Annotated in this window: 11 protein-coding genes; 5 read left to right on the top strand and 6 right to left on the bottom strand. The window is 72.6% G+C overall.

Translation table 11 applies throughout. The features are described 5' to 3' along the window. The first annotated feature begins 2 nt into the window (after nt 1-2). The 3 genes from ACZ4TV_RS03975 to ACZ4TV_RS03965 all read left to right on the top strand — a co-directional run bounded on the left by ACZ4TV_RS03975 (nt 3) and on the right by ACZ4TV_RS03965 (nt 3,582). Nucleotides 3-608, top strand: a complete 606-nt coding sequence (locus tag ACZ4TV_RS03975) for a (2Fe-2S)-binding protein (RefSeq protein WP_468130393.1) — start codon at nt 3-5, stop codon at nt 606-608. Between the two features lie 2 nt (nt 609-610). Beyond that, nucleotides 611-3,001, top strand: a complete 2,391-nt coding sequence (locus tag ACZ4TV_RS03970; RefSeq protein ID WP_468130391.1) for a xanthine dehydrogenase family protein molybdopterin-binding subunit — start codon at nt 611-613, stop codon at nt 2,999-3,001. A gap of 164 nt (nt 3,002-3,165) precedes the next feature. Further along, the gene (locus ACZ4TV_RS03965) at nt 3,166-3,582 is read left to right on the top strand and encodes a hypothetical protein (protein WP_468130389.1); all 417 of its coding nucleotides are present in this window, start codon (nt 3,166-3,168) and stop codon (nt 3,580-3,582) included. Here the strand turns inward: ACZ4TV_RS03965 and ACZ4TV_RS03960 are convergent. Together ACZ4TV_RS03960 and ACZ4TV_RS03955 are read right to left on the bottom strand one after the other, a co-directional pair. Further along, entirely contained in the window at nt 3,568-4,362 is a 795-nt protein-coding gene (locus ACZ4TV_RS03960; RefSeq protein ID WP_468130387.1) for a helix-turn-helix domain-containing protein, read from the bottom strand. The two genes, ACZ4TV_RS03965 and ACZ4TV_RS03960, sit on opposite strands and share 15 nt — an antisense overlap. A 67-nt stretch (nt 4,363-4,429) precedes the next feature. Beyond that, on the bottom strand, nt 4,430-6,226 hold the full coding sequence (locus ACZ4TV_RS03955) for a hydroxysqualene dehydroxylase (protein ID WP_468130385.1): 1,797 nt from the start codon (nt 6,224-6,226) through the stop codon (nt 4,430-4,432). Between the two features lie 175 nt (nt 6,227-6,401). On the opposite strand from ACZ4TV_RS03955, the gene ACZ4TV_RS03950 reads away from it, so the two are divergent. After that, nucleotides 6,402-6,707: a 4a-hydroxytetrahydrobiopterin dehydratase gene (locus ACZ4TV_RS03950; protein WP_468130383.1), complete on the top strand. Its 306-nt coding sequence runs from the start codon at nt 6,402-6,404 to the stop codon at nt 6,705-6,707. A gap of 29 nt (nt 6,708-6,736) precedes the next feature. Beyond that, nucleotides 6,737-7,471 (top strand): class I SAM-dependent DNA methyltransferase, encoded by a 735-nt coding sequence (locus ACZ4TV_RS03945; RefSeq protein ID WP_468130714.1) that lies wholly within the window; start codon nt 6,737-6,739, stop codon nt 7,469-7,471. A 42-nt stretch (nt 7,472-7,513) separates the two neighbouring features. Here the strand turns inward: ACZ4TV_RS03945 and ACZ4TV_RS03940 are convergent, their stop codons facing one another. The 4 genes from ACZ4TV_RS03940 to ACZ4TV_RS03925 form a co-directional block, all read right to left on the bottom strand. Continuing rightward, a complete protein-coding gene (locus ACZ4TV_RS03940) occupies nt 7,514-7,957 on the bottom strand; it encodes an RICIN domain-containing protein (protein WP_468130381.1) in 444 nt (147 codons plus the stop codon). Between the two features lie 14 nt (nt 7,958-7,971). Next, entirely contained in the window at nt 7,972-8,820 is an 849-nt protein-coding gene (locus ACZ4TV_RS03935; protein WP_468130379.1) for an aldo/keto reductase, read from the bottom strand. 167 nt (nt 8,821-8,987) lie between these two features. Next, nucleotides 8,988-9,758 carry an ABC transporter ATP-binding protein gene (locus tag ACZ4TV_RS03930; RefSeq protein WP_468130377.1) on the bottom strand — a complete coding sequence of 257 codons (771 nt, stop codon included), beginning with the start codon at nt 9,756-9,758 and terminating at the stop codon, nt 8,988-8,990. Continuing rightward, nucleotides 9,755-12,490, bottom strand: a complete 2,736-nt coding sequence (locus ACZ4TV_RS03925) for an ABC transporter permease subunit (protein WP_468130375.1) — start codon at nt 12,488-12,490, stop codon at nt 9,755-9,757. Before ACZ4TV_RS03925 ends, ACZ4TV_RS03930 begins: the two co-directional genes overlap by 4 nt. Nucleotides 12,491-12,503: the final 13 nt, after the last annotated feature.

Here is a 12,503-nt window from a genome sequence, read left to right as displayed (position 1 = left end):
TCATGCGCGTCAATTTCACGGTCAACGGCCGTCAGCAGGAAGCCGACGACGTGTGGGAGGGCGAGTCCCTCCTGTACGTCCTGCGTGAGCGCCTGGGTCTGCCGGGTTCGAAGAACGCCTGTGAGCAGGGTGAGTGCGGTTCCTGCACCGTCCGTCTCGACGGCGTGCCGGTCTGTTCCTGTCTCGTCGCCGCGGGCCAGGTCGAGGGCCGCGACGTCGTGACCGTCGAGGGCCTCGCCGACCACGCCGAGCAGCGTGCCGCGGACGGGGGTCGCGGCACCGACGACGGCGAGGGCACCTCCCTGGAGGACGCACGGCGGTGGTCCGCCAAGGGCGCCGATTCGCAGACCGGCGAGGGCGCCCCGCTCTCCACCATCCAGCAGGCGTTCATCGACGCCGGCGCCGTCCAGTGCGGTTTCTGCACCCCGGGGCTCCTGGTCCAGGCCGACGCGCTGCTGGAGCACAACAGCGAGCCGTCCGACGCGGACATCCGCGAGGCGCTGTCGGGCAACCTCTGCCGCTGCACGGGCTACGAGAAGATCCTGGACGCGGTCCGCCTGGCCGCGGCCCGTCAGGAACGTCAAGGACTCCAGAAAGGCGCGGTCTGATCATGGCTGGCACCACCACCGGTATCCCCACCAACGTCACCCAGGGCTCCCGGACCAAGGGCGGCATCGGCGAGTCCACGCTGCGCCCGGACGGCACGCTGAAGGTCACCGGAGAGTTCGCGTACTCCTCGGACATGTGGCACGAGGACATGCTGTGGGGCCAGATCCTGCGCTCCACGGTCGCCCACGCCGAGATCGTGTCCATCGACACCGCCGAGGCCCTCGCGATGGACGGCGTCCACGCCGTCATGACGTACGACGACCTGCCGGCCGAGATGAAGTACTACGGCATGGAGTTCCAGGACACCCCCGTCCTGGCCCACGGCAAGGTCCGTCACCATGGCGAGCCGGTCGCCCTCGTGGCCGCCGACCACCCGGAGACCGCTCGCCGCGCCGCGGCCAAGATCAAGATCGAGTACAGGGAGCTGCCCCTCATCACCGATGAGGCCTCGGCGACCGCTCCCGACGCCGTACTCGTGCACGAGAACCGCGACGACCACCACTCCGGTCACGTCCCGCACCCGAACATCGTGCACCGCCAGCCGGTCATCCGCGGCAACGCCGGCGAGGCCGCCAAGAAGGCTGACGTCATCGTCAAGGGCGAGTACACCTTCGGCATGCAGGACCAGGCCTTCCTCGGCCCGGAGTCCGGCCTCGCCGTCCCCGCCGAGGATGGCGGCGTCGACCTCTACTGCGCCACCCAGTGGCTGCACTCGGACCTCAAGCAGATCGCCCCCGTCCTCGGGCTGCCCGAGGAGAAGGTGCGCATGACGATGGCCGGCGTCGGCGGCGCGTTCGGTGGCCGCGAGGACATCTCGATGCAGATCGTCGCCTGCTTGCTCGCGCTGCGCACGGGCAAGCCGGTCAAGATCGTCTATAACCGGTTCGAGTCCTTCTTCGGTCACGTGCACCGTCACCCGGCGAAGCTCTACTACGAGCACGGCGCCACCAAGGACGGCAAGCTCACGCACATGAAGTGCAAGATCGTCCTCGACGGCGGCGCCTACGCGTCGTCCACGGCCTCGGTCGTCGGCAACGCCGCGTCCCTCTCTGTCGGCCCGTACGTCATCGACGACGTCGAGATCGAGGCGATCGGCCTCTACACGAACAACCCGCCCTGTGGCGCGATGCGCGGCTTCGGCGCCGTCCAGGCCTGCTTCGCGTACGAGGCCCAGATGGACAAGCTGGCCGCCAAGCTGGGCATGGACCCGGTGGAGTTCCGGCAGAAGAACGCGATGGAGCAGGGCACGATCATGCCGACCGGACAGCGGGTCGACTCGCCGGCACCGGTCGCCGAACTGCTGCGCCGGGTCAAGGCCCGCCCGCTGCCGCCCGAGCGCCAGTGGGAGAGCGCCGGCGAGGGCGCGGACGTCCGCGCGCTGCCGGGCGGCCTCTCCAACACCACGCACGGCGAGGGCGTCGTCCGCGGCGTCGGCTACGCGGTCGGCATCAAGAACGTCGGCTTCTCCGAGGGCTTCGACGACTACTCCACCGCCAAGGTGCGCCTCCAGGTCGTCAACGGCGAGCCCGTCGTGCTGGTCCACACGGCCATGGCGGAGGTCGGCCAGGGCGGTGTCACCATCCACGCGCAGATCGCCCGTACGGAGCTGGGCGTCACGCAGGTGACCATCCACCCGGCCGACACCCAGGTGGGCTCGGCCGGTTCGACCTCCGCGGGCCGCCAGACGTACATGACCGGCGGCGCCATCAAGAACTCCTGCGAACTCGTCCGTGAGAAGGTCCTGGAAATAGGCCGGCGCAAGTTCGGCTCCTACCACCCGGCGTGGGCCACGGCCGAACTGCTCCTGGAGGGCGGCAAGGTCGTCACCGACGGCGGCGAGGTCCTGTCCACCCTCGTGGACGTCCTCGAGGACGAGGTCGTGGAGGTCGAGGAGGAGTGGCGGCACCGCCCCACCGAGGCCTTCGACCTCGTCACGGGCCAGGGCAACGGCCACGTCCAGTACTCCTTCGCCGCGCACCGCGCGGTGGTGGAGGTCGACACCGAGCTCGGCCTGGTCAAGGTCATCGAACTGGCCTGCGCCCAGGACGTCGGCAGGGCGCTCAACCCGCTCTCCGTCGTCGGCCAGATCCAGGGCGGCACCACCCAGGGCCTGGGCGTCGCGGTGATGGAGGAGATCATCGTGGACCCGAAGACCGCGAAGGTGAAGAACCCCTCCTTCACGGACTACCTGATCCCGACCATCCTCGACACCCCGACCATCCCCGTCGACTACCTCGAACTGGCGGACCCGAACGCGCCGTACGGAGTGCGCGGCATCGGCGAGGCCCCGACCCTGTCGTCCACCCCGGCCGTCCTCGCGGCGATCCGGAACGCGACGGGCCTGGAGCTCAGCAGGACGCCGGTCCGCCCCGAGCACCTCACCGGCACCTGACCGACACCCTTCTCCAGCCGGGGTTCGGGGCTGCTTACCTCGGAGGTAATCGACCCCGTCGCGAACGGTCGGCACAGTGGGCTCATCGGGTTCCGGAGCCGCGCACTCGGTTCCGGGGCCCGCGTCCCGCCCGGCCGTTCGACCTCGATGGAGGCTGATTCCCCATGTCCGCGACCCTGCTCGGCAGCATCGCCCGCACCAGCGTCCCGCAGACCATGCTGCGCCGCTTCCTCGCCCTCGACGCCGTGGTCACCACCGGCAACGGGCTCGCCTACGTCGCCTTCTCCGGCCCGATCGGACGGCTGCTCGGAGTCGGCCAGGGCGTGCTGCTGGAGCTCGGGATCCTGCTGGTGCTGTACGGCGCGGCGGTCGGATGGCTGGCTTCGCGCCGCCAGCCGCCCGCCTTCGGCGTGAAGCTGGTCGTCGAGACGAACTACGCCTGGGCGGTGCTCAGTCTGGTGTCCCTGCTGGTCTGGTTCACGCCCACCACCGCCGGTCTGGTGTGGATCCCGGCGCAGGCCCTCACCGTGGCCTCGTTCGCCGTGGTCCAGCAGCTCGCCCTGCGCTCAGTCGCCGAGTGAGCGCAAGTACTTCACCGTCGCCGGGTCGGCCGGGAGCATCGTCTCGATGGCCAGCTCGGCGACGGTCACGTCCATCGGCGTGTTGAAGGTCGCGATCGACGACACGAAGGACAGCAGGTGCCCGTCGTGCTCGATGACCAGCGGCAGGGCGATGTAGGGGACCGCCTCCTGCGGCTCCGCGTCGCCGGGGCGTTCCGCTACCGGGTACGCCGACACCTCCTCGTACAGCGCGCGCAGCGGCTCGGAGCGGGCCAGTGCTATCTGCCGCTCCATCTGGGCCAGCAGGTGTCCGCGCCACTCCTTCAGGTTGTGGATGCGCGGGGCGAGGCCCTCGGGGTGCAGGGTGATCCGCATGGCGTTCAGCGGCGGCGTCAGCAGGTGCTCCGGCAGCCCGTTCATCAGCATCAGGACGCCCCGGTTGGCGGCGACGACGTCGTACGCGGCGTCGACGACCAGCGCCGGGTAGGGCTCGTAGCCGGTCAGCAGCCGCTGCAAGCCCTCGCGCAGCGTCTCCATCGAAGGGTCGTCCAGGGCCGTCTGCGCGTAGTGCGGGGCGTAACCCGCCGCCAGCAGCAGCGAGTTGCGCTCCCTCATCGGTACGTCGAGGCGGTCGGCGAGCCTCAGCACCATCTCCTCGCTCGGCCGGGACCGCCCGGTCTCGATGAAGCTGATGTGGCGGGACGAGGAGTCGGCGCGGTGCGCCAGCTCCAGCTGGCTGATCCCGCGCCGCTCCCGCCATGCGCGGAGCAGTGCGCCGACCGTGGGTGTCATGGTGGTCATGCCCACGACGGTAGTCCACGTCGGTGGTCCACGTCGGTCGACGGGTTCAGGCCCAAGTCGTCCCGGATCAGCCCACGTCGAAGACGTTGCGCAGGCCGAGACGGTAGCGCCACAGATCGTGCCGCTTGGCGGACTCCACCTCGGGAGCCCGGTACATCGGCCGGACCGTGCACCGCTCCGCCTTCGAACCGTCCCGGTCCAGGAGCGAGTTGACGGCCGCACGGGCCGAGGCGTTGGCGCCCTCCATCGTCGCCAGGTCGATGTCGACCGCGACGTAGTCCCCGCTGAGGAAGAAGTTCGGGACGCGGGTGCCCGCGCTCGGCCGGTTGTGGAGGGTGCCGACCGGGTGGATCAGCAGCTCGTCCTGGTTGGTGGGATGCGGGGTGCCGAGCCCGTCCACACCCGGGTCCAGGAACCAGGAGTGCAGCTTGGAGTCGCTCAGCAGGGTCTTCCCGCTGTCGTTGAGGGAAGCCTTCAGCTGCGCCCACACCTCGCGCGCCACCTCCTCGCGCGTGCACTGCTTGGCCGTCTTCCCGTACAGGATCCCCGGCTTGTCCCACTCCGAGATGTCCACCGACAGGCAGTCGACCGCCGTGCCGTCGCCGTAGTCGACGGGGAAGTTCCGGGACGGCCAGTGCTCGGCCTGCTGGATCGCCGTCAACGACCACGGCGAGTCGATGCAGTTGAGGTGGCCGTGCACCAGCGGGGCCCGCTCGGTGAGGTAGAACTGGATGCCGGTCATCCAGTCGGTCTCCAGCTTGTCGCAGCGCCCCAGCATCGGATCGGCGGCCCGCAGCCCCGCGCTCCACGTGCGGCGGGCGTGTTCGACGGGCAGCGCGCTGACGTAGTGGTCGGCGGTGACGGTCCGCCGGGCGCCGTCCGGGCCCTCGACGGCGACCCCGCTCACCCGGCCGTCCCCGTACTGCACCTCCCGCACGGTCCATCCGATCCTGAACTCCACGCCCAGCGAGCGCAGATGGGCCTCCCACGGGTCGATCCACGCCTCGTTGGTCGGCAGGTTGAGGATCCGGTCCGGCGGGCCGTCCGCACCGCGCCCCAGCGCGTTGAAGACGAAGGCCTCGCCCAGGGTGCCGACCGTACGGGTGGAAGCCTCCTCGGCCTTGGTCGCCACGATGTTGCGGGTGATGCCGACGGCGAGGATGCGCTGGTACTCGCTCGACATCCGCTCCGCGCGCACGAAGTCCCACCACGGGGTCCGCTCCCAGACCTCGTCACGCCGCTCGTCGCAGCTGGTGAGGAAGACGAGCGCGCGGTCGACGAAGTACGCCGTCTCGTGCAGCGGGAGCCGGACCAGAGTCTGCAGGATGCCGGTGAGGGCGCGCCGGAGCTCGTCGGGCGTCAGCTCGGCGGGGGAGTGGTCGGGCCAGGGGATGGGCGCGCGCAGGTCCTCGCGCCCGGCCGCCCGGGCGAACATCATCTCGCGCGGGGCGACGAGGTTGTCCCACACGCCGTTGGCGTTCCCGGGGAAGGGGATGCGCCGCATGGTGTCGGGGAGGTTGTGGTAGATGCCGGGGATGAAGCGGAAGCCGTGCTCGGCGGGCAGCGGCCTGCGGCCGCCGCGGGCGCTGCCGGGTACGTCCATGCTGCGGGCCTTGCCGCCGAGCGCCCGGCGCTCGTACACGGTGACGGCGTAGCCGCGCTCGGCGAGTTCGTGCGCCGCGGTCAGACCGGCCACCCCGCCGCCGAGGACGGCGACGCGCCGGCCGTTCGGCGGTGTCGTGGCGGCCGCCGCCGCGGTGGCCGCCGCCGGCGTCGCCGCGACCCCGGCGGACCAGGCGGTGGCGGTCGCCGCCGCGCCCGCGCCCGCGATGAACGTACGCCTGGAACTGCCTGTGCTCACCATTGCGAATGCCCCCTCGTTACCGCTGGTAACAGTCACGTCCGGCGCAGGAGCATATGGGGGGCGCGGTGGGCGCGGAAGGCACAGAAGTACCCGAGCGCACTATGGCGCGAAAGGTTCGCTCCGGCGTGCACTGTGGGAACCTTGACCACACGTCACGGGGAAAAGGAGCCGGTGCATGCCGAGTGAGCCGCTGTCACAGAAGGAGATCGAGGACCGGTTGCGGGAACTCCCCGGCTGGGCCTTCGAGGACGACCGGATCTTCCGCACCTACCGGCTGGGCACGCACATCGCCGCGAGCGCCCTGGTCGCCCACATCGCCGCGGTCCAGGAGGAGTTGAACCACCACTCGGACCTCACGCTCGGCTACAACACGGTCCGGCTCTCCGTGAACAGCCACGACGCCGGCGGTGTGGTCACGGAGTCCGACTTCGCGCTCGCCGAACGGGTCGAAGCCCTGGCCCCGGCCCACGGCGCGCGCTGATGACCACACAGATAGCGGTGGCGCGGCCCCTGCTCGACTACGACGCGGAGGCCGAGGCCTACGACGCCACCCGCGGCGGCGTCCCGCGCGCCGAGGCCGCGGCCGAAGCCGTCCTCGGGCTGCTCCCGGCCCACGTGAACACCCTCCTCGACCTCGGCTGCGGCACGGGCATCGTCACCACCCGGCTGAACCGCCCCGGCCTGCGCGTCCTGGGCGTGGACGCCTCCCACGGCATGGCCTCGATGGCGCTGCGGCGCGGCGTCCCCGTGGCCCTCGCCGACGCGGCCCGGCTGCCGGTGCGCCCGGGCTCGCTGGACGCGGTGAGCGCGGTGTGGCTGCTGCACCTGCTGCGGGAGCCGGGACTGGTGCCGGCGGTGATCGCCGAGGCCGGGCGGGTGCTGCGACCCGGCGGAGTCCTCATCGCCACTGTGGACAAGGACTCCGCGCACGACGTCGGCAGCGACATCGACGCCGTGTTCGCCGCGCACCTGACGCCGACCCCCGCGGACGCCTCCGGGGAGGTCGAGGCGTACGCGTCGCGGGCGGGCCTGCGCCCGGCCGGCGAAGCCCGCTTCACCGGCCACGGTCAGGGCCGCAGCCCGCGCGGCTCCGCCGCGGCGCTGCTCGCGGGACGGTACGCCTCCCGCATCGTCCCGCGCGGCATCACCGCGCGGGAACTGGCGGCCCGGCTGGAACTGCTGCCGGACCAGGACGTCCCGCGCGCGGAGCCGACGTACCGGCTGCGCAGCTTCGTACGCGTCTGACACCTGGGGCACATCCAGCCTCGCCGGCTTCGCGTCGCGCGGCTACACCGGCTCCAGCCGCCACCACTGGGACGCGGAGTCGGTGTCCTCGCCCTGCCGGGCCCGGCCCTCCTCGTCGGCCTCCAGCGGCAGGCCGCTGATGCAGGCGATCAGCGACACCACCCCGGGATCGTCGAGGTGTTGCTCGACGATCCACTCCTGCGCGCCGAAGGCGTTGGCCCGCCACACCTGCACCCGCGCGCCGCTGTCCGTCGACGCGTTCGCGACGTCGAGGCGCCGCTCGTTGTCCTCGCTCACCACATGGAAGATCCCGCCGCCGCTGTGCACCGGCGAGATGCGCCACCGGCGGGCGGCCTCCGGCGCGGGCGGCCCGTCCGGCCCGACCCGCACCCGGGAGGCGCCCTCCAGCTGGAGCACCAGACCGCTGTCGACGTTGCGGATCCGGTAGAGCCCCTCGGAAAGGTTCGCCTGGTTCAACTGGTTCACCTGGACGCCCGCCCTCACACGTCGAAGACGGCCGGGTCCGGCCCGATCCGGCGGCCCGTCGGTCCCGCGCCCAAGGCGTCCAGCGCGGCGACGTCGGCGGCCTCCAGCTCGAAGTCGAAGACGTCCAGGTTCTCCCGGATGCGCGCGGGGGTCACGGACTTCGGGATCACGATGTTCCCGTGCTGCAGGTGCCAGCGCAGCACCACCTGGGCGGCGCTGCGGCCGTACCGGGCGGCGATCGCGGCAACGGCCGGGAGCGTGAGGAGCTCCTTGCCCTGGCCGAGCGGGGACCAGGCCTCGGTGGCGATCCCGCGCGCGGCGTGCACGGCGCGCAGCTCGGCCTGCGGGAAGAGCGGGTGCAGCTCGACCTGGTTCACGGCCGGCACCAGCGCGCTGGTCGAGGCGAGCCGCTCCAGGTCCGCCGGGCGGAAGTTCGACACGCCGACCGCCTTGGCGCGGCCGCTCTCCGCGATCTCCTCGAAGGTCTGCCAGATGGAGAGGAAGTCGTCGCGCATCGGGCGCGGCCAGTGGATCAAGTACAGGTCGACGTGGTCGAGGCCCAGCTTGGAGAGGGAGTCGTCGAAGGCGCGCAGCACCTCGTCCCGGCCCCACCGCTGCTTCGGGCCGTTCCACAGCTTGGTGGTGACGAACAGCTCCTCGCGCGCCACACCGGAGGCGGCCAGGGCCTTGCCGGTGCCCGCCTCGTTGCGGTAGACGGCGGCCGTGTCGATGCTGCGGTAACCGGCCTCCAGCGCGGTCCCGACGGCGCGCTCCGCTTCCGCGTCCGGCACCTGCCAGACGCCGAAGCCGAGTTGCGGCATGAGCGTGCCGTTGTTGAGCTTGATGGCGGGGACCTGGTTCACGTCTGGTCGTTCCCTCACGTCGGTGCGGTGGTGCGGTGGTGCGGTGGCCGTACGGCGTCGTACGAGGGGCGACAACCGGCCCCTCGTACGACGTATTCCCGCCGCCCGCCGCCCCCGATGCGCCACCCGCGATCCGCGATCCGTCATCCGTGCTGGCCGGCCGCTCCTCACGCGGTCCCGAGGTACGCCTCCCGCACGAGCGGGTTCGCCCGCACCTCGGCCGCCGTGCCCTCGGCGAGCACCGTCCCGAGGTCCACTACGACGACACGCGTGCAGAGGTCCATCACGAAGGCCACGTTGTGCTCGACCAGCAGCACCGCACAACCCTCCTGCGCCGCCAGCCGCCGGACGACCACCGCGAGCTGCTCGCGCTCGGGCGCCGACATGCCGGACGCGGGCTCGTCCAGCAGCAGCACCCGCGGCGGATCGGCCACCGCGCGGGCCAGTTCGACCATGCGTGCCTGCCCGACCGGCAGCCCGCCGGCGTACGAGGTCCCGAGCGCGCCGATCCCACAGTCGGCCAGCACCCGCTCGCCGCGGACCCGGCGCGCCCGCTCCCGCGCCCGCCGGGTCGGCAGGGCGAGCAGATCGGCGGCCAGCCCGCCCCCGCCGCCCCGCCACTCCTGCGCCACCAGCAGGTGGTCGGCCACGCTGAGCTGCCCGAACAACTGCTGCCGCTGAAAGGTCCGGCGCATCCCGTGCCGGGCCCGCCAGACGGGGGAGCGGCGCGTGATGTCCGCCCCGTCCAGCAGGATCCGGCCCCGGTCGGGCCGGCGGATCCCCGACAGGACGTCGAACAGCGTGGTCTTCCCGGCCCCGTTCGGTCCGATCAGCCCGCACACCTCGCCCGCCCGGATCCCCAGGTCCACCCCGGTCAGGGCCCGGACGCCACCGAAGCGGACGCTGATGCCCCTGGCTTCCAGCACGTAACCGGTCATGTCCCCATCCCCAGGTAGGCCTCGGTGAGCCGGTCCGCCTCCACCTCGGCCCGGGGGCCGCACCAGGAGACCCTCCCCTGGGAGAGGTAGGCCACGGTGTCGGCGATCCCGAGGATCTCAGCGGCCTTCTCCTCCACCAGGAGCAGCGCGGTCCCGGTGTCGCGGAGCTCGGTGAGCAGCGCGTACACCTCCTCCACGACCCGCGGGGCGAGCCCCAGCGAGGGTTCATCGGCGATCAGCACCTCGGGCGGCCGCTGCAACAGCGGTGCCAGGGCGAGCATCTGCTGCTCGCCGCCGGACAGTGCCCCGGCGGCCACCCCGCGGCGTTCCGCGAGCCGGGGGAAGCGGGCGTAGACGGCGGCCCGGGCGTCGGCCTCCTTGAGGTACAGGGCCAGGTTCTCCTCGATGGTGAGCGCGGGGAAGATCCCCCGGCCCTCGGGGGCGAGCAGCACCCCGGCCCGTGACCGCCGTACGGCCCCGTCCCGGGTCGCGTCCCGGCCGGCCACGTACACCGCTCCGCCCGCGACGGGCAGCGCCCCGGCGGCCACCCGGCACGCGGTGGTCTTCCCGGCCCCGTTGGGCCCGAGCACGGCGAGGATCTCGCCCCGCCGGACGGTGAGATCGACCCCGTGCAGGACCAGCCCCCCGTCGTACCCGGCGGTGACCCCGCGCAGCTCGAGCGCGGGCCCCGGGGCTGATTCAGCCCGCCCGGCGTTTGAGGGCACGGGCGCGCAGCGCACGTACGGGGTCCGGGGCGCGGCCCCGGCCGTATCCAGCCCCGCCGGCGTTTGAGGCGCGGGGTTCGGGGCGGAGCCCCGAGAAGCGGCGGCACGCCTGCGCGCCAGCCGCACCGGCACGGCCGCGCAATACCCGTCCGGGTCATTGGCCAGGGCCAGCCCGGCAAGGCCGAACAGGATCACCGGCAGATGGGCCGACGCCGTCACGTAGTCCGCCAGCAGCCGCGGCGCGACGGCGAACACCAGCCCCGCCACCACGGCGTACTGCGGCCGTCGAACCCCCGCCGCCACCACCACCGCCAGCCACACCAGCCCCGTCATCGCCGTGAAGTCGGTGGCCGTGATCCGGGTGTTGTACGACGCGTACATCACGCCCCCGAACCCGGCCAGCCCCGCCGACAGCGTGAACAGCAGCAGCTTCGTCCGCAGCACGGAAACCCCCGAGGCCACCGCCGCCGCCGGGGCCGACCGCACCGCCAGCATCGCCCGCCCCGACGGGGAGCCCCGCACCGCGCTCAGCCCGGCGGCCACCAGCGTGACCAGCACCACCAGGGCCACCCCCAGCGCGCGGTCGTCGGACAGGTCCACCGGCCCGAACACCGGCCGCGGGATCGCCCACCCCGAATCCCCGTTCCGCAACCACCGCATCTGGAACAGCACCTGGTCGGCCAGGAACGCCAGCGCCAGCGTGGCCAGCGCCAGGGACCTGCCGCCCAGCCGCAGCGCCGGCAGCGCGACCAGCGCCCCCAGCAGGGCCGCCACGCACGTGCCCACGGCCAGCGCCGCCACGAACGGCCAGCCCCGGCTCATGAGCAGTCCCGCCACGAGCGCCGCCCCGGTCACGAAGGTGCCCTGCGCCAGCGACACCATCGCCCCCAGCCCCGTCACCACGGTGAAGGACATGAACACCAGCGCCACGGCCAGCCCCTGGGCCAGCAGCCCGCTCCAGAAGGGCGTGGTCACGGTGTAGAACGCCACGCACAACAGCGCCCCGCCCGCCGCCCACACCCCCCACCGCCGCCCCCAGGAGGCCCCGGCCAGATGGTCCACCGGCGGCGCGTCCACGGCCGCGACCCCCGCCGTCCGCGCCCTGCGGGTCAGTACCAGCAGGCCCCCGAACAGGATCAGGAACGGCACCGCCGTACGGAAGCCGGTGATGCCCTCGGCGAAGGACGCGTACCCGGCCACCAGGTTCTGCAGGACGCCCAGTCCCAGCCCGCCCGCGAAGGCGAGCGGCACGGACGCGAACCGCCCGATGACCGCCGCCGTGGCCGACACGAACAGGAACAGCGTGAAGTCGTGCGCCGACAGCCCCAGCAGCGGCGTCGCCAGCACACCCGCCAGCCCGGCCAGCCCCGACGCGATCATCCACGCCACCGACGACAGCCGGTCGGCGCTGATCCCGCGCAGCTCGGTCAGCGAGCGGTTGTCGACGGCGGCCCTCAGGCGCAGCCCCAGCCGCGTGTGCCGCATGAGCACCCACAGGGCCACCGCCACCAGCGCCGTGACCACCCAGGTGATCAGCTGGTCGGAGTCGATGCCGACGCCCTCCGCGAGCTGCCAGGACTTCGCGGGGCTCGGCCCCACGCCCGGCAGCCCGAACTGGTTCTCCGCCGGTTTCACCGGCGCGCCCGCGTCCGCCAGCAGCTCCACCACCCACAGCCCGGCGGCCGGCAGCGCCACCAGCAGCCCGATGGTCGCCACGATCTGCGCCGTCTCACCGACCCGCGCGAGCCGCCGGAACATCAGCCGGTCCAGCCCCCAGCCGAGACCGGGGGCCAGTACGCACACCACCAGCAGCGCCGCCGGGACGGCCGGCCAGCCCAGCCCCGAGTGCACCTCGTAGAAGGTGAGCGCGCACAGGTAGGCGGTGGCTCCGTGCGCGAAGTTGAACAGCCCGGACGCCGAGTACGAGAGCACCAGCCCGGTGGCGAGCAGTGCGTACAGGGCGCCGGAGACCAGACCGCTCAGTACGAAGACGAGCAGATCTCCCATCCAGTCGCTCCGG

This window comes from Streptomyces sp. NPDC028910, from assembly GCF_055564955.1.
This window is presented reverse-complemented; position numbering and strand designations above follow the sequence as displayed.